General features: G+C 43.0%; 17 protein-coding genes and 1 tRNA gene. 16 read left to right on the top strand and 2 right to left on the bottom strand.

Going from position 1 to position 22040, the window contains the following annotated elements; translation table 11 throughout:
* Positions 1 to 38: 38 nt before the first annotated feature.
* The 3 genes from D0907_RS14995 to D0907_RS14985 all read left to right on the top strand — a co-directional run bounded on the left by D0907_RS14995 (position 39) and on the right by D0907_RS14985 (position 3375).
* Positions 39 to 611 (top strand): hypothetical protein, encoded by a 573-nt coding sequence (locus D0907_RS14995; protein ID WP_141687265.1) that lies wholly within the window; start codon positions 39 to 41, stop codon positions 609 to 611.
* 60 nt (positions 612 to 671) lie between these two features.
* On the top strand, positions 672 to 2462 hold the full coding sequence (locus tag D0907_RS14990) for a GGDEF domain-containing protein (protein ID WP_036973298.1): 1791 nt from the start codon (positions 672 to 674) through the stop codon (positions 2460 to 2462).
* Between the two features lie 82 nt (positions 2463 to 2544).
* Positions 2545 to 3375 carry a substrate-binding periplasmic protein gene (locus D0907_RS14985; protein WP_118844704.1) on the top strand — a complete coding sequence of 277 codons (831 nt, stop codon included), beginning with the start codon at positions 2545 to 2547 and terminating at the stop codon, positions 3373 to 3375.
* A 43-nt stretch (positions 3376 to 3418) separates the two neighbouring features.
* Here the strand turns inward: D0907_RS14985 and suhB are convergent, their stop codons facing one another.
* A complete protein-coding gene (suhB, locus tag D0907_RS14980) occupies positions 3419 to 4222 on the bottom strand; it encodes an inositol-1-monophosphatase (protein ID WP_036973296.1) in 804 nt (267 codons plus the stop codon).
* A gap of 346 nt (positions 4223 to 4568) precedes the next feature.
* On the opposite strand from suhB, the gene trmJ reads away from it, so the two are divergent.
* From trmJ to nagP, 11 genes are all read left to right on the top strand, one after another.
* Complete coding sequence (gene trmJ / locus D0907_RS14975) at positions 4569 to 5291, top strand: tRNA (cytosine(32)/uridine(32)-2'-O)-methyltransferase TrmJ (RefSeq protein ID WP_074989227.1); 723 nt, start codon at positions 4569 to 4571, stop codon at positions 5289 to 5291.
* Between the two features lie 192 nt (positions 5292 to 5483).
* Positions 5484 to 5975, top strand: a complete 492-nt coding sequence (gene iscR / locus D0907_RS14970) for a Fe-S cluster assembly transcriptional regulator IscR (protein WP_036973294.1) — start codon at positions 5484 to 5486, stop codon at positions 5973 to 5975.
* Positions 5976 to 5997: 22 nt separating this feature from the next.
* Positions 5998 to 7215 (top strand): IscS subfamily cysteine desulfurase, encoded by a 1218-nt coding sequence (locus tag D0907_RS14965; RefSeq protein ID WP_036973293.1) that lies wholly within the window; start codon positions 5998 to 6000, stop codon positions 7213 to 7215.
* Positions 7216 to 7255: 40 nt separating this feature from the next.
* Entirely contained in the window at positions 7256 to 7639 is a 384-nt protein-coding gene (iscU, locus tag D0907_RS14960; RefSeq protein WP_036973292.1) for a Fe-S cluster assembly scaffold IscU, read from the top strand.
* A gap of 11 nt (positions 7640 to 7650) precedes the next feature.
* The gene (iscA, locus tag D0907_RS14955; RefSeq protein WP_036973291.1) at positions 7651 to 7974 is read left to right on the top strand and encodes an iron-sulfur cluster assembly protein IscA; all 324 of its coding nucleotides are present in this window, start codon (positions 7651 to 7653) and stop codon (positions 7972 to 7974) included.
* Between the two features lie 78 nt (positions 7975 to 8052).
* A complete protein-coding gene (gene hscB / locus D0907_RS14950; RefSeq protein WP_036973290.1) occupies positions 8053 to 8580 on the top strand; it encodes a co-chaperone HscB in 528 nt (175 codons plus the stop codon).
* Positions 8581 to 8626: 46 nt separating this feature from the next.
* Positions 8627 to 10489: a Fe-S protein assembly chaperone HscA gene (gene hscA / locus D0907_RS14945; protein ID WP_118844703.1), complete on the top strand. Its 1863-nt coding sequence runs from the start codon at positions 8627 to 8629 to the stop codon at positions 10487 to 10489.
* 11 nt (positions 10490 to 10500) lie between these two features.
* A complete protein-coding gene (gene fdx, locus D0907_RS14940; RefSeq protein WP_036973288.1) occupies positions 10501 to 10839 on the top strand; it encodes an ISC system 2Fe-2S type ferredoxin in 339 nt (112 codons plus the stop codon).
* Positions 10840 to 10981: 142 nt separating this feature from the next.
* A complete protein-coding gene (locus D0907_RS14935) occupies positions 10982 to 12409 on the top strand; it encodes an NAD-dependent succinate-semialdehyde dehydrogenase (RefSeq protein WP_036973287.1) in 1428 nt (475 codons plus the stop codon).
* Positions 12410 to 13958: 1549 nt separating this feature from the next.
* A complete protein-coding gene (locus D0907_RS14930) occupies positions 13959 to 16604 on the top strand; it encodes a family 20 glycosylhydrolase (protein WP_118844702.1) in 2646 nt (881 codons plus the stop codon).
* 215 nt (positions 16605 to 16819) lie between these two features.
* A complete protein-coding gene (gene nagP, locus D0907_RS14925; protein ID WP_371915643.1) occupies positions 16820 to 18103 on the top strand; it encodes an N-acetylglucosamine MFS transporter NagP in 1284 nt (427 codons plus the stop codon).
* Positions 18104 to 20049: 1946 nt separating this feature from the next.
* On the opposite strand, the gene D0907_RS14920 is transcribed toward nagP, so the two are convergent.
* Positions 20050 to 20125: transfer RNA gene (locus D0907_RS14920), tRNA-His, on the bottom strand.
* Between the two features lie 277 nt (positions 20126 to 20402).
* On the opposite strand from D0907_RS14920, the gene D0907_RS14915 reads away from it, so the two are divergent.
* Entirely contained in the window at positions 20403 to 21221 is an 819-nt protein-coding gene (locus tag D0907_RS14915; protein ID WP_036973285.1) for a mechanosensitive ion channel family protein, read from the top strand.
* 35 nt (positions 21222 to 21256) lie between these two features.
* Positions 21257 to 22036 (top strand): DUF481 domain-containing protein, encoded by a 780-nt coding sequence (locus D0907_RS14910; RefSeq protein ID WP_036973284.1) that lies wholly within the window; start codon positions 21257 to 21259, stop codon positions 22034 to 22036.
* Positions 22037 to 22040: the final 4 nt, after the last annotated feature.

Raw genomic sequence — 22040 nt, 5'->3', positions numbered from 1 at the left:
AACCGCCCTGTTTGGGCGGTTTTTTTATGGAAGAAATTATGAAGTATCTAATAAGTAATGTATTTATTATTTTTTTACTGCTCGGTTGCAAAGAGCAACAGGTTGCCAAGCAAGCTGAGTCAGCACCAAAGCCACCCACAATAACGCCAGAACAACAATTAGGTGAGTACCAAAGTTTGGCGTGGCAGGTTGTGACAGCACTGCAAGGGCAGTCAGATACGCAGCAAGTTAAATCCATGCTGTTGTCGTTGGTTCATTCATCACAGGGATTATTTTTAGCGTTTAATCAGGTGTTTCCAGAGTGTAAGCAGACATTAGACGCTATTACTGAATATGTTGAAAGCACACCGCTTACAGCAATCTCTAGTGACAATGAGCCCCTTAATTTACAACCTGAGTTACCCGATTTTACAGGGCCTAACTGTTATCACATACAACAGCTGTTACTTAATCCGTTAGCCGTTTTGGCGATGACGACACAACAACAAATGAATCATGTTGATATTGAACAGGCTGAACTAAAAATGATCGATAGCTTAGCGCGCATTAAGCAATTGGAATTAGTGGGAATAAATGAACAAGAGGTGAATGAAGCGCAGCGCTTGCCATAAAATTGTCATACTAGATTGCTAATTTAGTCATCTATTTGTATGACAGAAACTAGGTGAAAGGTGAGTGCACAACTACAGCGAATATTAGAAAACAGTGACATTAAAACGCTGTTTCAGCCCATCTTTGATGTTTCTAATCAACATATTTTGGGTTACGAGGCTTTAAGTCGGGGGCCAAAAAGCTCTGAACTTGAGATGCCCAGCGCTTTATTTTCTGCTGCAATTGCCTGCAATAAAATTTCAGAACTTGAGCTTTTGTGTCGCAGTAAAGCCATTGAAAACTTTGTTAAGCTCAACCTGCAAGGTAAGTTGTTCTTAAATGTCAGCCCTAAAACACTGCTCGACCCATGTCATCCTAAAGGCGAAACATTACACCTAGTTGAACATTTTGGGCTGGCGGCTAATCGCGTTGTCATTGAAGTAACTGAACAAGAAAAAGTAGACGACGGATGTTTACTGTTAAAGACCATCGCGCATTATCGTCAATTAGGCTTTTCAATTGCCATTGATGATTTAGGGGCAGGTTATTCGGGGTTAAAGCAGTGGTCTGAGTTATGCCCTGAGTTTGTAAAGATTGACCGCTACTTTATTGATCACTGTGACCAAAGTGTGGTGAAAAAAGAGTTTCTAAAATCAATCATTGTATTGGCTAAAGCCACGAATACCCAAGTGATTGCCGAAGGTATCGAGCGCGTAGAAGAGTTACGTTTACTCGAAAGTTTAGGAGTGCAGCATGCACAGGGCTTTTTATTAGAAAGACCGAGTTTACAGCCCAGCTACCAAATTAATCTGCATTGCTTAAAACACCTTGAATCATCAGACAACAGCAGCAGCTTTGAACAATCAATGGCTATCGGTTGGCTTGCTGTTGAGCATGCCAGTATTGAGGCGAATACCCGATGTAAAGATGCGCACAGTATTTTTGAGCAAGATAAAACACTCACCAGTCTTGCTGTCCTTGAACAAAATAGTCCCGTAGGCTTATTACACAGGGATCAACTTACCGAGGTGTTTGCAGCTCCTTATGGTCACGCGCTTTATGATAAGCAGCCTGTTACCGCACTAATGGATAAGCAACCGCTAGTGGTCGATGAAAACGAATTGCTTGATACGGTTAGTCAACAAATCACCGAATTTGAATTCGATATTCGCCGCCATATCGTCATAACACGCAACGGCGACTACTTAGGATTGGCACCTTTGCGTAATATTCTCAAACACATCACCGAAGAAAAAATACGCCACGCTCAACACGCAAATCCATTGACCATGCTACCCGGTAATGTGGCAATAAATGAAGCCATCGAATTAAGGCTGCGCAATAGTTATGCGTTTTCGTTAGCGTATGTCGATTTAAATCACTTTAAGCAATTTAATGATTTATATGGATACGCCAGTGGCGACAGTGTGATCAAATTATTAGCTGAAGTGATCGTTGATGTTTGTAGCAAAAGCAAAGGCTTTGTTGGTCACATTGGTGGCGATGATTTTATGGTGGTATTCGATAAAGACGATGCAGAGCATAGGTGCCATGCGATCATTTCAGAATTTGAAGAAAAATCACGCGCCTTTTTTACCCCTGAACACATCTCGCAAGGGGGGTATTGGGCGAGTAACCGCGAAGGTAAAAAACAGTTTGTACCTTTGCTAACGCTGTCGATTGGTCTCGTTAAACCTGACCTTGAGCAATGCATTAATAGCCACCAAGTTGCAGCACTCGCAACTGATGCGAAAAAAGAGGCCAAACGCTTCAAAACGAGTCACTTATTTGTTTGTAAGCGTCGTTGTCCGGCCCCGGCAGTGGTGAGGCTAAGTGTCGCCAGCGATGACACCCTGCAAATCGGGTTATGAAGAAAATTTGAGTTCGGCCAATTTCACTTGTGTCTCACTCTAAGCCAGTGTAGGTTAAAAAAACACGTTAAGAATAATAATAATGAAGCGACTATGTAGTGCAATCCTTGTTGTGCTAAGCCTAGGATGCAGCCTGCCTATTGATGCCAAAAATGTGGTGAACTTAGCCATAGAGCAACGTCCCTTGTATCAGCGCGATCATTATTTACACGCGCTGCTAGGTGCAGCGTTTCGTGCCGCAAAGTATCCCACCGTTATAAACGAAGTACTGGTGCACCCTCATCAACAGCGCACATTACTCATGCTCGACGAAAACCAAGCCGATGTCTACTGGAGTATGACCAGCCCAGAGCGAGAGCATCTAGCGATTGCTGTTCCAGTCCCTTTATTTAAAGGGTTTATCGGTAAACGCGCACTGCTTACAAAACGTGAATTTTTACCGCGGTTTAAAGAGGTAAAAACTAAACAAGACTTAATGGCGTTTACCGCTATACAAGGTCATGACTGGCCTGATACAAAAATATTGGCGCAAAATGGCTTAGCGGTTCGGCCACTGGCGAATTATCAAGCAATGTTTAACTTAGTTATAAGTGGCCGGGTTGATTACTTCCCGCGTTCATTTATCGAGGTGACTTCAGAGCTTAAGCAAATAAATAGTGAGCAACTGGCGATTGTGCCCAATGTCTATATTAGCTACCCGAGCGCTTTTTATTTTTTTGTTAGCAATAACAAGCCAGAGCTAGCCGAGGTATTATTAACAGGCTTAAACGCGATGAAAAGCTCAGGTGAGTTTGATCAGCTGTTCAACAGTTACTTTGCTGAAGACTTAGCCGGTCTGCCGTTTACAGAAAAGAGTGCCATAGAAATAAAGTTGGAGAATGACTATTTTCAGCCACAAAAAAAGGAGCCGTAGCTCCTTTTTGTCATGCTAATCACGCGTTAGAACTAATGGGTCATTAGCGAAGTAGTGACTCAGTTAATACTGGACGAATTTCACGAATGATTGCTTGTGTTAATTTAGGCGCGCCACAGATAATGTTGCCGCTTTGGTTGTAGTTAATACCGCCTGCGAAATCAACAACCATACCGCCCGCTTCTTTAACTAAAAGCTCACCAGCGGCTGTATCCCAAGGTTTAAGGCCAATTTCGAAAAAGCCATCAACACGGCCAGCTGCAACATACGCCATATCAAGAGCAGCAGAACCTGCACGACGAATATCAGCCGTGTGAATAAATAAAGCTTTGAATGCCTCAGAGTATGCGTCTAAGTGATGCTTTTGTTTAAACGGGAAACCTGTAGCAAGAATAGAACCTGCTAACTCGTTAGTTTTTGATACACGTAAACGCTTGCTGTTAAGCTGTGCGCCTTGACCGCGAGACGCTGTGAATAATTCACCACGAATTGGATCATAGATAACAGCTTGGTCTAAACGACCTTTTACTTTAAGTGCGATTGATACTGCGTAATGAGGGATACCCTTGATGAAGTTTGTTGTGCCATCAAGTGGGTCAACAATCCATTGGTAATCTGCATCTTTGCCTTTGTGCTCACCTAGTTCTTCACCAACGATACAGTGATCAGGGTAAGATCTTAAAATAGTGTCACGGATTGCGGCTTCAGCTTCTTTATCGATGTTAGTCACTAAATCGTTAGTGCCTTTTTGTTGTACATCAACTTTTGATAAGTCTTCACTTGCGCGAAGTAAAATTTTGCCTGCGTTACGCGCAGCGCGAACCGCAATGTTTAACATTGGATGCATAGCATTACCTTTGGGTTGTAAAAGAACGAATATATTTAAGCCGGCGTATTCTAGCGGTTTTTACTGCAAAGTAAACAACAAAGCGGAAATACTTTTGGTTGTTTTTTGTACTGAACTGATTTTAAATTAAATTTCTATCTGACTATTTTTAAAAGCTAAAAATTATACGGGGCGTTTCATACATAAATCTGATACTAAAAATAAGGATGTACTAGTAAAAGAAAAACCCCTAGCACCGCCCATGATCTGTGATCAATACTGATTGATCGCGTGATCTGTATAGCCTCCAGAATAGCTTTCATGGTAGAATTCGCGCAATTTTTGACATTCAGTAAGTAACAACGCAATGACACTTGATGATATTCGTATCGTATTAGTTAACACATCTCATTCTGGTAATATTGGCTCAGCAGCACGTGCTATGAAAACGATGGGCTTATCAAACCTTTATCTTGTTGACCCTGCATGTGAAATTGATAGTCATGCCAGTGCGCTTGCTGCAGGTGCAACCGATGTTTTAGGCAAAGCCGTGGTTGTTGATACCCTTGCTGATGCGATTGCTGATTGTAGTTTAACGATTGGCACCAGTGCTCGTTCGCGCACCTTGTCTTGGCCGATGGTTGAGCCACGTGAATGTGGTGAAAAATTAGTGGCAGAAGCGGCGAATGGCCCGGTTGCACTCGTGTTTGGTCGTGAAAATAGCGGTTTAACCAATGAAGAGTTACAACAGTGTAACTATCATGTGTGCATTCCTGCAAACCCAGAATACAGCTCATTAAACCTTGCTATGGCAGTACAAACTCTGTGCTATGAAACACGTATGGCGTATTTAAACACCCAGCCAAAACAGCAAGAACAAGACGACGTTACTTACCCTAACGCAAAACAAACTGAGTTGTTCTATGAGCATTTAGAGCAAACATTAAACGACACCGGGTTTATCATCAAACAGCACCCAGGTATGGTGATGACTAAATTACGTCGTTTGTTTAATCGTGCGCGCCCAGAAGAAGCCGAAATGAATATCTTACGCGGCATTCTGACTTCAATTAATAAGTCTATAAAATAATCACAGGTTATAAGCATAATACTTGACTAAATTACTCAGGTAATTACAATAGACATAGTACTTGACCAATTTAGTCGGGTATTCGGTTTTATCAATGGCAAGTATCAATTTTTATCACGTGATAATACTTGACTATTTTGGTCTGGTAATTAAAATTTGCACACCTTAGCGTGCAGTAACATCGGGGGCTCCATGAAGTTAACATCAAAAGGCAGATACGCAGTAACCGCCATGTTGGATGTTGCACTCCATACAAATGTGGGTGCAGTGCCCCTTGCCGATATTTCTGAGCGACAAGAAATTTCGTTGTCTTACCTCGAACAATTATTCGCCCGTTTACGTAAAAATGGCCTTGTGACTTCTGTGCGTGGCCCAGGTGGTGGATATTTATTAGGACGTGGCGCGAATGAAATTTCTGTTGGCGATGTTATCAATGCCGTTGATGAGTCTGTTGATGCAACTCGCTGCCATGGTGCAACGGGTGGCTGCCAAAGTGGCATGCGCTGTTTGACTCATACATTGTGGTCAGATTTAAGCGCGCGTATCGAAGATTTTTTAAATAGTATTACCCTTGCTGAATTGGTAGAAAAATCAGATGTGAAAGAAGTCGCATCGCGCCAAGATAACAGCATCAACACTGCAATTAAGCAACTGGAAAACATTCAAGTAAGCTGTCAACTGTAGCTTGACGAAAGCGGAGAGAGAAATGAAGTTACCGATTTATTTAGATTACGCAGCAACCACGCCTGTTGATGAACGTGTGGCAAAAGAAATGATGCAATGCCTGACTATGGACGGTAATTTTGGTAATCCTGCATCACGCTCACACCGTTTTGGTTGGCAAGCAGAAGAAGCGGTTGATCAAGCGCGTACAGACATTGCTGATCTGATTAACGCTGATCCACGTGAAATTGTTTTCACTTCAGGTGCTACAGAATCAAATAACCTCGCCATTAAAGGTGCTGCACAGTTCTATAAAAAGAAAGGCAAGCACGTCATCACGGTTAAAACAGAGCACAAAGCAGTGCTTGATACATGTCGTGAATTAGAGCGTCAAGGTTTTGAAGTAACCTACATGGACGTTGAAGAAAACGGTTTACTTGACCTTAAAAAGCTTGAAGCCGCTATGCGTGACGACACGGTACTTGTTAGTGTCATGCACGTTAACAACGAGCTAGGTGTTATCCAAGATATCGCGACAATCGGCGAAATGTGCCGTGAGCGCAAAATTATGTTCCACGTTGATGCGGCACAAAGTGCAGGTAAAGTACTTATCGACGTGCAACAGTTAAAAGTTGATTTTATGTCGTTCTCTGGCCACAAAGTATATGGCCCGAAAGGTGTTGGCGCATTGTATGTTCGTCGTAAGCCACGTGCTCGTTTAGAAGCACAAATGCACGGTGGTGGTCATGAGCGTGGTATGCGTTCAGGCACACTGGCTACTCACCAATTAGTGGGTATGGGTGCGGCATTTAGAATCGCAAAAGAAGATTTCGAAAAAGACCATGCACATATCAGCGCACTTCGTAAGCGTTTGGTTGATGGCATTATGGCTGATATGGACGAAGTTTACTTCAATGGTGAACCAAGTCAGTCAGTTCCGGGTATTGTAAACATCAGCTTCAACTTTGTTGAAGGTGAGTCGTTATTAATGGCTGTTAAAGACATTGCTGTTTCATCAGGTTCAGCCTGTACCTCAGCAAGCTTAGAGCCTTCTTATGTACTACGTGCGTTAGGCCGTAACGACGAATTAGCACACAGCTCAATTCGTTTCAGCATTGGCCGCTTTACGACTGAAGAAGAGATTGATTATACCGTCGAACTAATCAAAAACTCGATTGGCCGTTTACGTGAGATGTCTCCTTTATGGGAAATGCATCAAGAAGGTATTGATTTAGATTCAGTTGAGTGGGCGCATCACTAATCAGTGATCGCCGCCGCTAGCAGGTAGTGAGGATAGTATTATGGCTTATAGTGATAAAGTAATCGATCATGTTGAAAATCCACGTAACGTGGGTTCTTTAGACAAAAATGATCCATCTGTTGCAACAGGTATGGTGGGTGCACCTGCGTGTGGTGACGTAATGAAATTGCAAATTAAAGTATCACCAGAAGGTGTTATTGAAGATGCAAAATTTAAAACATATGGTTGTGGTAGCGCAATCGCCTCTTCTTCACTTGTAACAGAGTGGGTGAAAGGTAAAACATTAGACGAAGCTTCAACAATCAAAAACACTGATATCAGTGCAGAGCTTGAATTACCACCAGTGAAAATTCACTGTTCAATTTTAGCAGAAGACGCGATTCAAGCAGCGATTGCTGATTACAAAAGCAAACAAGCGAAGTAAGAGATAAATTCATGGCAGTGACATTGACAGATGCGGCAGCAAACCGCGTAGAATCATTTTTAGCAAATCGCGGTAAAGGCATTGGTCTTCGCGTAGGCATTAAAACGACGGGCTGTTCAGGTCTTGCTTATGTTCTTGAATTTGTTGATGAGTTAGCAGATGGCGACGAAGTTTTTGAATGTCGCGGTGTGAAAGTAATCGTTGATGCAAAAAGCTTAGTGTACATAGACGGCACTGAACTTGATTACACTAAAGAAGGTTTGAACGAAGGGTTTAAGTTTAACAACCCAAATCAGGCCGATGAGTGTGGTTGCGGCGAAAGCTTTACCGTTTAAGCTAGCACGTTTTCCTTGCTTGAAGCCCTACCTGTGTAGGGCTTTGTTCTTTTTCTGTTTACCGAGTTGGATTATGTAATGCGTTACTTTGAGTTATTTGCGATTCCAGTAGACTATAACATTGATTTAGCGACTATTAATAAACACTACCTCGAGCTGCAACGTGCAGTTCATCCAGATCGTCATGCCAGTGCTAGTAGCCGCGACAAACTACTTGCTGTGCAAAACGCGGCTGAAATCAATGATGCATTACAAACGTTAAAGCACCCGGTAAAGCGTGCTGAATACATGCTTAGTGAGTTGGGCGTTGATATTCGTGCTGAACAACAAACATTACAAGATCCGCTATTCTTAATGCAGCAAATGGAGCTTCGAGAAGAGCTCGAAGAGCTTGAAAATGCCGCAGATCCTGATGCAGCAATTGCCCAGTTTGAAACGCAAATTAAACAGTTAGACACGCAATACAGCAACGAACTGGCTGCTCAGCTAGCAAGCAATGATGAACAGCAATGGCAGGCAGCGGCGGATAATATTCGTAAGTTAAAGTTTGTTTATAAACTACGCGAAGAACTTGAGCGAATTGAAGACAGTTTATTTGATGATTAATCGTTAGTTGTAACTTAACAGCTATTTAAGAGTTTAAAAGAGCATTATGGCATTATTGCAAATTGCTGAGCCGGGGCAAAGCGCGGCACCACATGAGCACAAATTGGCAGTGGGTATTGACCTAGGTACAACAAATTCACTTGTTGCGACTGTCCAAAGTGGCGAAGCTCGCACACTAACAGACCTTGCAGGTAATGCAATGCTGCCGTCGGTTGTTCAGTACCAAGCAGACAGCATATTAGTGGGTGAACAAGCGGCTGCAGCGGCTACACAAGACCCAGCAAATACACTCATTTCAGTGAAGCGCTTCTTAGGCAAAACACAAACCGAAATTGAGCAAAGTTACGGTCAATTACCGTATCAGTTTTGTGAACATAATGGCTCACTTGCCATTAGCACTGTTGCTGGCCCAATCAGCCCGGTGTCGGCATCAAGTGAAATATTAAAAACCTTAAAACAACGTGCTGAAGAAAGCTTTGCCGGCCAAGATATTATGGGCGCCGTGATCACTGTGCCAGCGTACTTTGATGATGCACAGCGTCAAAGCACTAAAGACGCGGCTGAACTTGCGGGTATTAATGTTTTACGCTTACTCAACGAGCCAACAGCGGCGGCAGTTGCCTATGGCCTAGACTCAGGTCAAGAAGGCATTATTGCAGTTTACGACTTGGGTGGCGGTACTTTCGATATCTCTATTTTACGCCTGCATCAAGGGGTATTCGAAGTCATGGCGACAGGCGGTGATTCGAGCCTAGGTGGTGACGATTTCGACTCATTACTGGTTGACTACTTTAAGCAGAAAACGGGTGTTAACGAGTTATCGGCATCGGTTTTACGTTTATTCATCAATAAAGCAAAAGCCTGTAAAGAAGCATTAAGCCAATACCAAACAGTGAACGTTGGCTTAGAGTTTGATGGCCAAAGCTACACAGTTGAAGTAACGCGCGAAACCTTTGATGAATTGGCGCTAGGACTTGTAAAGAAAACGCTTCGCTCGTGCCGACGTGCGGTAAAAGATGCCGGCATCGAAAACCAAGAAGTACTGCAAGTTGTTATGGTGGGTGGATCTACCCGCATGCCGATTGTACGCTCTCAAGTTGCGGCATTTTTTGATAAAGAACCACTGACCTCAATTGACCCCGACCGCGTTGTGGCCCTTGGTGCTGCACTGCAAGCAGATGTGTTAGTGGGTAATAAGCCTGATTCAGACATGTTATTGCTCGATGTATTACCACTTTCGCTTGGTCTTGAAACCATGGGCGGTTTGGTCGAGAAAATCATTCCACGTAACACCACAATCCCGGTGGCACGTGCACAAGAGTTCACCACCTTTAAAGATGGTCAAACGGCGATGTCATTACACGTGCTGCAAGGCGAGCGTGAATTAGTAGATGATTGTCGATCGCTGGCTAAATTTAGCTTAAAGGGCATTCCAGCTATGGCGGCAGGTGCTGCGCATATTCGTGTTACTTTTAAAGTTGATGCAGATGGTCTATTGAGCGTATCAGCAATGGAAAAATCAACTGGTGTGCAAGCTGAAATACAGGTAAAACCTTCATTTGGCTTATCGGATGACCAAGTTGCTAATATGCTGAAAGAGTCGATGACAAATGCCAAAGACGACATGGAAGCGCGAATGCTCAAAGAGCAGCAAGTTGAAGCATTACGTGTTGTTGAAGCACTTAAAGCCTCACTCGCAACCGATAGCCAATTGCTTGATGAACAAGAATTAAGTGTATTAAAAGCAGAAATTGCTAAACTTATTGCGGTACGCGAAAGTGCCACAACACCGGCAGAAATTAAAGCAGCGATTGAAGCTGTAGATAATGCAAGTAGCGAGTTTGCTGCGCGTAGAATGGACGCATCAATTAAAAAAGCGCTGCAAGGGCAGTCAGTAGACGAAGTTTAACGAGGTAAGGTATGCCACAAATTATTTTTCTTCCACACGAAGAGTTATGCCCAGAAGGCGCAGCAATTGAAGCACCTGCAGGCGAAACTGTATTAGATGTTGCGCTTAAAAATGGCATTAGCATCCCACATGCCTGTGAAAAATCATGCGCGTGTACGACATGTCATTTAATTATTCGCGAAGGGTTTGACTCTTTAGACGAAAGTGATGAGCTAGAAGACGACATGTTAGATAAAGCATGGGGACTTGAACCAGAGTCACGTCTTGGTTGCCAAGCAATCATTAAAGATGAAGATCTTGTGGTTGAAATTCCAAAGTATAATCTCAATATCGTTAATGAAGAGCATTAATTCTTAACGGCTTTGAATACCTAAAAACCGCTGTAGTTGCTTGGTCTCTACAGCGGTTTTTTGTTTTTTAGCTGTCAGATAGTAGATTTCAGATGATAGTCGTCAGATTTCTGATTTCTAGTGTCTTTAACTTGGAGGTTCTATGTCTGATTTGGTTTTTTCTGATTCATTTATCGACGGTGACTTTTATTCTACAAGCCAGCGTTTTAGTGTCGATAATCCCGCAACCGCAGAGGCGATTACCCATGTCTCTAATATTGATAAAGCCGGGGTTGAACTGGCTATAAAAAGTGCCGACGAAGCCTTTAGCAAACTAAAGCAAACAACGGCGACTGAGCGCAGTGAAACGTTGCGACGTTGGTACGACTTAGTCATTGAGCATAAACAACAACTTGCTGAGTTAATGACCAAAGAGCAAGGTAAACCTTTAAAAGAAGCATTGGGTGAAGTGGAGTACGGCGCCGGGTTTATTAAATGGTTTAGCGAAGAAGCCAAACGCAGTTACGGCGATAGTATTCCTGCGACGGATAGTCAGCATCGTTTATCAACAATAAAACAGCCCGTGGGTGTGGTGGCAGGTATTACACCGTGGAATTTCCCGATTGCCATGATCACGCGTAAAGTTGCCCCCGCATATGCGGCAGGCTGTAGCTTTGTTATTAAACCTTCTGAGCATACGCCATTGTGTGCAATTGCACTTGCATATCTCGCTGATAAAGCCGGTTTCGTGAAAGGTGCCTTAAATGTGGTGGTATCTGAAAACGCAAAAATGGTCGGCGAAATCATGACAGAGTCTGAGCGCGTACGTAAATTTACTTTCACAGGTTCAACTGGGGTCGGTAAGCAATTACTCGCTCAGTGTGCTTCTACAATTAAGAACACATCGATGGAGCTCGGTGGTAATGCTCCCTTTATTATTTTTGAAAATGCCAATTTAGATGACGCCGTTACAGGGCTCATGGGCGCGAAGTTTAGAAACGCAGGGCAAACCTGTGTCGCTGCAAACCGTATTTTTGTAGAGCGCTCAGTGCTTGAAACCGTGCTTGAAAAACTCACTGACAAAGTAGCAGAGTTAAAAGTAGGCAATGGCCTTGATGAAGGGGTGGATATTGGCCCATTGATTTACCCAAAAGCAAAAGAGAAGGTACAAAGCTTAGTCGAAGATGCGGTGAACAAAGGGGCTTCTTTAATTGGCGATAATAAGGAGCTTGAGGGCAGTTTTCAAGCGCCACTCATTTTGACTGATGTCACCCCAGAGATGGATATTTATCATGATGAAGTGTTTGGTCCTGTAATCAGCATTATTGCCTTTGATAACGAACAAGAAGTACTGAAACTTGCCAATGATGTGCCTTATGGCTTAGCTGCTTATTTTTACAGTGACAACATCAAGCAAATTTATCGCGTAAGTGAAGCACTTGAATACGGCATGATAGGCATCAACGAAGGGCTTATCTCAAACCCAGTTGCCCCATTTGGTGGTGTGAAACAGTCGGGCCTGGGTCGTGAAGGTGGTCATCAAGGCTTAGATGAGTATCTAGAAGAGAAGTATCTTTGTATGAAGATTTAAAAGCCGCTTTAACCTCTGCGCGCGAAATAAATTTAACGCCTACAACAAACCGTAGGCGTTATGTTTGCATGGCGCATTTAGGCAGCAACATCTCTTTTAAAATTCGCGGCTAAAGCGCCTCCTACAAATGCCCTCCTACAAAAGATGCACATCACACACGTAGGAGGCGTTTTAACGCCGAAAAGCAAACCTATTAACTGGCATTAAACAGCCATCTCGATTTAGCTCGCATCTCGCACCTCGCTTCTCGAAGCTTATTTATCTCGCATCTCGTTACTTATAACCTCTTCGCGCGAAATAAATTTCACGCCTACAACAAACCGTAGGCGTTATGCTGGCATGGCGCGTTTGCGCAGCAACATCTCTTTTAAAATTCGCGGCTAAAGCCACTCCTACAAAAAATGCACACGACACAAGTAGGAGGCGTTTTAACGCCGAAAAGCAAACCTATTAACTGGCATTAAACAACCTTCTCAGTATAACTGTATTAGCTCGTATCTCGCTTTTCGATGCTCGTTGCTTATAACCCTTTCACGGCTAAAGCCACTCCTACAAAAGATACACACGACACACGTAGGAGGCGTTTTAACGGCGAAAAGCAAACCTATTAACTGGCATTAAACAACCTTCTCAGTATAACTGTATTAGCTCGCATCTCGCATCTCGCTTTTCGTAACTCGTTGCTTATAACCCTTTCACGGCTAAAGCCACTCCTACAAAAGATACACACGATACACGTAGGAGGCGTTTTAACGCCGAAAAGCAAACCTATTAACTGGCATTAAACAGCCATCTCGATTTAGCTCGCACCTCGCACCTCGCACCTCGCAACTCGAAGCTTATTTATCTCGCATCTCGCCCCCGTTGCTTACAACCTCTTCGCGCGAAATAAATTTCACGCCTACATTAAACCGTAGGCGTTATGCTTGCATGGCGCGTTTGCGCAGCAACATCTCTTTTAAAATTCGCGGTTAAAGCCCCTCCTACAAAAGATACACACGACACACGTAGGAGGCGTTTTAAGGCCGAAAAGCAAACCTATTAACTGGCATTAAACAACCTTCTCGATTTAGCTGTATTAGCTCGCATCTCGCACCTCGCTTCTCGAAGCTTATAACCCTTTCACGGCTAAAGCCACTCCTACAAAAGATGCACACGACACACGTAGGAGGCGTTTTAACGGCGAAAAGCAAACCTATTAACTGGCATTAAGCACCCCTCTCGGTTTAGCTCGCACCTCGCAACTCGTATCTCGAAGCTTATTTATCTCGCATCTCGCACCTCGTTGCTTACAACCTCTTCGCGCGAAATAAATTTCACGCCTACAACAAACCGTAGGCGTTATGCTTGCATGGCGCGTTTGCGCAGCAACATCTATTTAATAAAATTAGCGTTAAAACGCTTCCTACGATGAAGCTACCCGCTTATTTTTAATAAAATGATAGCGCTGTCATTTTAGTTTTTATATGATAGGTATGAATAATAAACAAAAATGACAAATATTACGGAATAAATACCGTAAACTCAGGGCTTAAACGAGGAGAAAGTAATGGATTTTAAGAGGTCAATACTCGCCGCGATACTGGTAGCATCACCTGTAGTCGCACATGCGACACTGACGCAATCACAGGTTAATCACTTTGCTAAAGACACTGAATTACTATTTTCGGTAGAAGATAATTTCCGTAATAAAGACGCGGGGTTCTTAGGTCAAATTACGCTTAATAATCGCTCTGACGTGGCTTTGCCTGCGGGTGAAAGTGATTGGCAGCTTTATATTCACTCTGTTCGTAAAATTTCGACCGAACATGTCGCAGGCTTAAATATTGAACATGTTAATGGTGACTTACACCGTATAGTGCCAACGAGCAGCTTTAAAGGGTTAGCAGCGGGTGAAAGCCTAGAACTGCCTTTTGATGCACAAGTATGGGTTGTTGCTTACAGTGATTTTATGCCGCGTGCATTTTTTGTTTCAGGAAAAAATAAGCCAGCGGTATTTGCAAACACAGATACCGAAGACTTTAAACAATTTGTAATGCCTTTTACGCGCGATAACCAATTATACCGCTATAACGAGCCGAAAGATTTATCTGTGCTTGCAACGCCTAAAGTACGTTTTGAAAGAAACAATGCAGATAACGTTGCTGTAAGTAAAGAAGATGCACTAAAACGCATTATTCCAAAACCACGCAAAGTTGACTTTAACCGGGGTACAACAACCATCAATAATGATTGGCAAATTAGTTATCAAGGTCAGCTCAAGCACGAAGTAATGGTGTTTATGCAAGACTTACAAGATGACTATGGTATTAGCCTTAAAGCGCAGCCTGACCATATTAACCTTGGTAAAGAGAAACTTATTCGTCTTAAAGTCGACCCTGCACTGAATGCCGGTAAAGCTGAAAGCTACACCCTCGAAATTGATGATGAAGTCATTAACATCGTCGGCAGTGATAATGCTGGTGTGTTTTATGCGATGCAAAGTGTGCTTAATTTGATGCCAGCAGCAACCCAAGGCTCAGCAAGCTTACCTCAGCTTGAATTAGAAGACTCACCTCGCTATGGCTGGCGTGGTATGCATTACGATAATGGCCGTAACTTTCACGGTAAAGAAGCCATGTTTAAGCTCGTTGAGCAAATGGCGCGCTATAAAATGAATAAGCTACATTGGCATTTTTCTGAAGATGAAGGTTGGCGACTCGAAATACCTGGCCTACCGGAGCTTACCGAGGTAGGTGGATACCGTTGTTTTGATTTAGAAGAGCGCACCTGTTTATTAACGCAGCTAGGTACGGGACCATTTAAAACAGGTTCGGGTAATGGTTACTTAAAACGCGAAGAATTTGTTGAACTGTTAAAATACGCAAAAGATCGCCATATTCAGATCATCCCTGAAGTAGAGGGACCCGGGCATGCGCGTGCTTCAATAAAAGCGATGGAGGCACGTTATCATAATATGCTCGAACAAGCCGAAAAAGCAGCTAAAAACAATATAAAAACTGGCTCGGCCAAGCAAGAAATACAACAAGTGGATATGGGTCCTGCAACACAGTATCTACTGACCGATCCGAAAGATACCTCAGTGTATATGACGGTACAAAATTACAAAGATAATTCGATGAATGTCTGTATGGATTCAACCTATGCATTTTTAGATAAAGTAACGTATGAATTACAACAAATGTACCGCGAAGCGGGCGTACAGCTGACAAACCTACACATTGGTGGTGATGAAGTGGGGGCTGGTTCATGGATTGGCTCACCTGTTTGTCAGGCGTTATTTGCCGAGCCGAGTAATGGCGTGTCGGGCCCCGCTGATCTTAAACCATATTTCACGCAACGCGTCGCGACACTATTAGAAAAGCGCGGTATTTCCCCGGGAATTTGGGAAGACGGCATCATGTATGACCGTGAGAATTCATTTAAACGTGATGAATTCCCAAATAAAACCTTTACGGTTAATACATGGGATAATATTTGGGAGTGGGGCGTTGCAGACAGAGCATATCGGTTAGCAAATGCCGGCTACCAAGTGGTGTTATCACATGGCACGCACTTATATTTCGATCATCCCTATGAAGCCAGCCCAGAAGAGCGTGGTTATTATTGGGCAACCCGTTACACCGATACTAAAAAAACCTTTAACTACATGCCAGACGATGTATACGCGAACGCAGACTATACCCGTACTCGCGAGCCAATTGTTAATTTAGAAGCCTTGGTTGGTCGCCCGTTACCTAAGCTTGAGAAACCTGAAAATATTCTGGGTATGCAAGGTCAGGTGTGGTCTGAAACTATCCGCACTGAAGATCAGGTGTTAGCGATGATTTTTCCGCGTATTTTGTCAGTTGCAGAACGTGCGTGGCACAAAGCTGAGTGGGAAGGTGAAAATGTCGATACCAAAAAGCAAGCGAAAGACTGGGCTGAATTCTCAAGCGCTGTGGGTTTAAAAGAGCTCGAAAAGCTGGCCCAAGATGGTATCAATCTGCATTTACCTGTGCCGGGAGCTGTTATTGAAAATGGTACGTTAAAAGCCAACACAGCGTTTAACTATTTAAGCATTGAATACAGCCTAGATAATGGAAAAAATTGGCAGCTTTATGCTGATCCGATCAGTGTTGAAAATGATGCGAATGTAGCCTTGCGTAGCCGTTTAAATTCGCAGCAAACAAGCCGAATAACCTATGTAAATTAATAGATTACAAGCAAACTAAAAGGGCCTTTGGCCCTTTTTTATTATCTTGCTTTTAACGAAAGGCATCGTATTATGACTACAATTTGATGTCAGTTTAATGGCAGCGCTGTCATTTTTGTTGCGTTAGTGTTATAAATATTTCATCAAACGTATTTATAATCATCTTGAACAAATAGCGTTGATAAATTGAGTCAATGCTATGAATGGGAATTACCATGTCAGAAACGAATAAACAAAGCAGCCTAATACCTATGGCTATCGTTGCCACGCTGTTTTTTATCTTAGGCTTTGCTACTTGGTTAAATGGCTCTTTAATGCCTTTCCTGCAGCAAGTTTTGCAGCTTTCGCCGTTTCAGGCGTCGTTGATTATTTTCTCGTTTTATATCGCGGTAACATTCACTGCGATTCCATCAGCGATGATTATTCGTAAGGTGGGTTACAAAAATGGTATGGCCCTTGGCATGGCAACCATGATGGTTGCAGGGTTGTTATTTATTCCTGCTGCAAAAACACAAGTGTTTGCACTGTTTTTATTTGCGCAACTCGTTATGGGCGCGGGTCAAACATTACTACAAACAGCGGTGAACCCGTATGTGGTAAGAATTGGTCCCGAGGAATCAGCCGCAGCCCGCGTAAGTGTTATGGGTATTTTAAATAAAGGTGCAGGGGTTGTAGCCCCGATTGTGTTTACCGCACTCATATTGAGTGATTTTAAAGGGTTTGTTGGTAAAGAGCTCAGCCAAGCTGACATCGATGCCATGGCCAATGGCTTAATATTACCGTATTTAGGGATGGCACTTTTTATTGGTATACTTGGCTTCGCAGTGACCAAAATGCCGTTACCGGAACTAATTGATGATGCTGATGAACAGCAGCCTGGGCAAGTTAAAAAAGCATTGGCACATCCGAGCCTTGCGTTAGGGATTGTGGCGTTGTTTGTGTATGTGGCTGTCGAGGTAATTGCTGGTGACACCATTGGTAGCTTTGCTCTGTCATTGGGTGTTGAGCAATACAGTGTGATGACATCATACACCATGGGTTGTATGGTACTTGGTTACTTTTTAGGTATCTTATTGATTCCACGTGTGTTGTCTCAGCAGGCAGCACTGACTATTTCAGCGCTGTTAGGCTGTGTGTTAACGCTTGCAATAGTAACAGGCAGTAATGAATCGGTCTTTATTTCTACATTGCTTGGCCTAAAATCGGTACTTCCTGATACCTTATTGCTGATTGCTGTGCTAGGCTTTGCCAATGCAATTGTTTGGCCAGCAGTTTGGCCGCTAGCGCTTTCGGGCTTAGGTAAGCTTACCAGTGTGGGATCGGGCTTGCTTGTTATGGGTATTGCCGGCGGTGCATTTGGTCCGTTATTTTGGGGCCTGGCAAGTGGCGGCGTTAAAAGTGCCGAGGCGCAACAAATGGCTTATATTGTGATGTTGCCTTGTTATTTATTCATACTTTTCTATGCTGTGAAAGGGCATAAAATGAAAAGTTGGAAGTAATTAAAAAGCGTGAGGTAAAGACGAGTAAATCGTCGGCCTTGCACTTGATGTAAAGCATTTCTAGTAAATAGAAATAATCCCGTGTGTAATGCCACCGAAAGGTGGCATTTTTTTGTCTTATTTAAACCGTTGGCGTTATGCTTGCATCGCGCGTTTGCGCAGCAACTTACCTTTAAAAATTCACGGCTAAAGCCCTTCCTACAAAAAATGCACACGACACACGTAGGAGGCGTTTTAACGCCGAAAAGCAAACCTGTTCAGCAACATTAAACAACCATCTCGGTTTAGCTCGCATCTCGCTTCTCGTACTTCGTAGCTTAAAACCCTTTCACGGCTAAAGCCCTTCCTACAAAAGATGCACACGACACTCGTGGGAGGCGTTTTAACGCCGAAAAAGCAAACCTATTCAGCAATAAACAACCACCTCGATTTAGCTGTGCTAGCTCGTATCTCGCTTTTCGATGCTCGTTACTTATAACCCTTTCGCGGCTAAAGCCCTTCCTAGAAAAGATGCACACGACACACGTAGGAGGCGTTTTAACGCCGAAAAGCAAACCTGTTCAGCAACATTAAACACCCACCTCGATTTAGCTCGCACCTCGCTGCTCGTACTTCGTAGCTTAAAACCCTTTCACGGCTAAAGCCTTCCTACAAAAAATGCACACGACACACGTAGGAGGCGTTTTAACGCCGAAAAAGCAAACCTGTTCAGCAACATTAAACAACCATCTCGGTTTAGCTGTACTAGCTCGTATCTCGCTTTTCGATGCTCGTTACTTATAACCCTTTCGCGGCTAAAGCCCCTCCTACAAAAGATGCACATCACACACGTAGGAGGCGTTTTAACGCCGAAAAGCAAACCTGTTCAGCAACATTAAACACCCACCTCGATTTAGCTCGCACCTCGCTGCTCGTACTTCGTTGCTTAAAACCCTTTCACGGCTAAAGCCCTTCCTACAAAAAATGCACACGACACACGTAGGGGGCTTTTTAACGCTGAAAAGCAAACCTGTTCAGCAACATTAAACAACCATCTCGGTTTAGCTCGCATCTCGCTGCTCGTACTTCGTAGCTTAAAACCCTTTCACGGCTAAAGCCCCTCCTACAAAAGATGCACACGACACACGTGGGGGGCTTTTTAACGCTGAAAAGCAAACCTGTTCAGCAACATTAAACAACCATCTCGGTTTAGCTGTGCTAGCTCGTATCTCGCTTTTCGATGCTCGTTACTTATAACCCTTTCACGGCTAAAGCCCTTCCTACAAAAGATGCACACGACACTCGTGGGAGGCGTTTTAACGCCGAAAAAGCAAACCTATTCAGCGACATTAAACAACCACCTCGATTTAGCTCGTAACTCGCACCCCGCATCTAGTACCTCGTTGCTTATAACCTCTTCACGACTAAAGCCCCTCCTACAAAAGATGCACACGACCCACGTAGGAGGCGTTTTAACGCCGAAAAGCAAACCTGTTCAGCAACATTAAACACCCACCTCGATTTAGCTCGCACCTCGCTGCTCGTACTTCGTAGCTTAAAACCCTTTCACGGCTAAAGCCCTTCCTACAAAAAATGCACACGACACACGTAGGAGGCGTTTTAACGCCGAAAAGCAAACCTATTCAGCGACATTAAACACCCACCTCGGTTTAGCTGTACTAGCTCGTATCTCGCTTTTCGATGCTCGTTGCTTATAACCTCTTCGCGCGAAATAAATTTCACGCCTACATTAAACCGTAGGCGTTATGCTTGCATGGCGCGTTTGCGCAGCAACTTTTTAAATAGCTTTATGGTTAAAAATAAGCAAGGTGAAATGTATAAGATGTGCTGAATAAAAACAGAGAGTTAAAAACAAAGGCTAAAAATTGAAATAAAATAATGCTAGGGTAACTAAGCTAAGAACAAATCTATAAAGGAACAACAAAAGAAATACAAAAGGGGGGGAGTGGGGCGACTGATGGGGCTTGAACCCACGACAACCGGAATCACAATCCGGGGCTCTACCAACTGAGCTACAGCCGCCACTGAGATACACCATGTTTGGTGTGGCGCGCATATTACATAATTAACGTGGGCTTGTGAACCCCTAAATATAAAAAAAGATAAAAAAGTTGAAAGAGTAAGAAATTTCAGAAACTTAACACTGGTCAGCTGGCGTTCAGTTTCGGGGGCTAGACTCTCGCTTTTGCAATTAAGCAATCACTCATTGATTAATCTGCATGTTATTTAATGATTTTTTAACCAAAGATCATATATAATTTCAACAGCGTTACGCTAAAAATGAACTTCAGGAGAGAACATGGATACAATAATGAACTGGATCAATGAGAATTCAGATTTAATAATACATTACGCCGTTCAGGCTGTTCTGGCGCTAATTATCTTCTTTATTGGTAGCCGCATCGCCAAATTCTGCGAAGGGTTAACTGAAAAAGCATTTGATAAGAAAAAAGTAGATAAAGCGGTAGGTTCATTTGTAGCGAGCATTGTTTATGCAATCGTTTTTGCTGCAACAATCTTAATGGCTCTATCTCAACTAGGTATCGAGACAACATCATTCATTGCTATCTTAGGTGCTGCGGGCTTAGCTGTTGGTTTAGCACTTCAGGGTTCATTATCTAACTTTGCTTCTGGCGTATTAATTATTTTACTTCGTCCGTTCAAATCAGGTGACTATGTTGAAGCTGGCGGTAAAGCGGGTACTGTTAAGAAAATTGAAATTTTCTCTACAGAAATGCGCACACCAGACAACAAAGTAATTGTAATGCCTAACTCAAAAATCATGGGCGATGCAATTGTTAACTATTCACGTGAGTCTACACGTCGTATCGACTTAGTAATTGGTGTTGGTTACGACGCTGATCTTAAAGAAGCAAAAGCAGTGCTTAAGTCAGTACTAGACAAAGAAACGCGTTTATTAAAAGATCCTGCATACACAGTAGCTGTATCTGAACTTGCCGATTCAAGCGTAAACTTTGTGGTTCGTCCATGGGTTAACTCTGCTGACTATTGGCCAACATATTTCGACTTAATGGAAAACATTAAGATTGCACTTGATGATGCAAACATCACTATTCCATTCCCGCAAATGGACGTTCATTTGCACAAAGAAGACTAAATTGTCTAATTAAAAGTAGTAAAGGTTATTTTTTAATGAAATTAAAAGCTTTATCAATTCTAGTTGCAGCATCTGCTGCAACTAGCGCATTCGCAGCCGATGAAACGAAAACGTGGGACGTTACGAGTGAGTTAGGTGCCATCATAACCAGCGGTAATACAGAAACAACCACTCTAAAAGGTGGCATAAAGGTATTACATAACCTTGAGAGCTGGAATAACGAATATAAGCTTGATGGTCTTTATAAAGAAGACGAGATCGAAAATGATGCCGGTGTTAAAGAAACACAGCGTACTAACGAAAAGTACTCTTTTTCTGCACAGGGTAACTACAAGCTAAACGAAAAGCACTCACACTTATTCATTTACGGTTCGCACGTATCTGATTACTTTGGTGCTTACCGTAATGAGACTGTAGTTTCAGCGGGTTATGGTTTACGATTAATCGACCGTTCTGATATGTGGTTAAATGCAGAAGTGGGTCCAGGTTATAAATACTTCCAATACCCAGACACAAGCACAGAAGTTGACGAAAACGGTAACTCACTTGCGGGTGAACGCGAAGGTGAAGTAATTGCGTTAGGTAAACTTGACTACAATTGGCAAATTTCAGACAGTGCGCGTTTCACTCAGCTAGTTTCTGTGGAGTACGGTGATACCAACACCAAAACACGTTCTGAGTCAGCCATTCTTGCTAAAATTAATGGTTCACTGCAAATGAAAGTGGCGTACAACATTACTCACAACTCTGATGTAGCTGACGACAAAGAAAATACAGATACTGAAACGTCATTAACGTTGGTTTACAGTTTTTAACTAA

This window comes from Pseudoalteromonas lipolytica (assembly GCF_003515105.1).
Classification (GTDB): Bacteria; Pseudomonadota; Gammaproteobacteria; order Enterobacterales; family Alteromonadaceae; genus Pseudoalteromonas; species Pseudoalteromonas lipolytica.
This window is presented reverse-complemented; position numbering and strand designations above follow the sequence as displayed.